Raw genomic sequence first — 277 nt, 5'->3', positions numbered from 1 at the left:
ACAAATCTCTTTCCTGAAGGCCGGTCTGTACTATGCCGATCACATTACGGCGGTCAGTCCAACCTACGCTCGCGAGATCACCGAACCGCAGTTTGCCTACGGTATGGAAGGTCTGTTGCAACAGCGTCACCGTGAAGGGCGTCTTTCCGGCGTACTGAACGGCGTGGACGAGAAAATCTGGAGTCCAGAGACGGACTTACTGTTGGCCTCGCGTTACACCCGCGATACGTTGGAAGATAAAGCGGAAAATAAGCGCCAGTTACAAATCGCAATGGGG

General features: G+C 53.8%; 1 protein-coding gene. It reads left to right on the top strand.

The genetic code is table 11. The annotated features are described in order from the left end of the window. Positions 1-277, top strand: a 277-nt coding sequence (locus CVH10_RS19990) for a glycogen/starch synthase (RefSeq protein WP_181244560.1), incomplete at both ends; no start/stop codon positions are given.

This window comes from Halomonas sp. ND22Bw (assembly GCF_003011945.1).
Lineage (GTDB): Bacteria > Pseudomonadota > Gammaproteobacteria > Pseudomonadales > Halomonadaceae > Halomonas > Halomonas halophila.
This window is presented reverse-complemented; position numbering and strand designations above follow the sequence as displayed.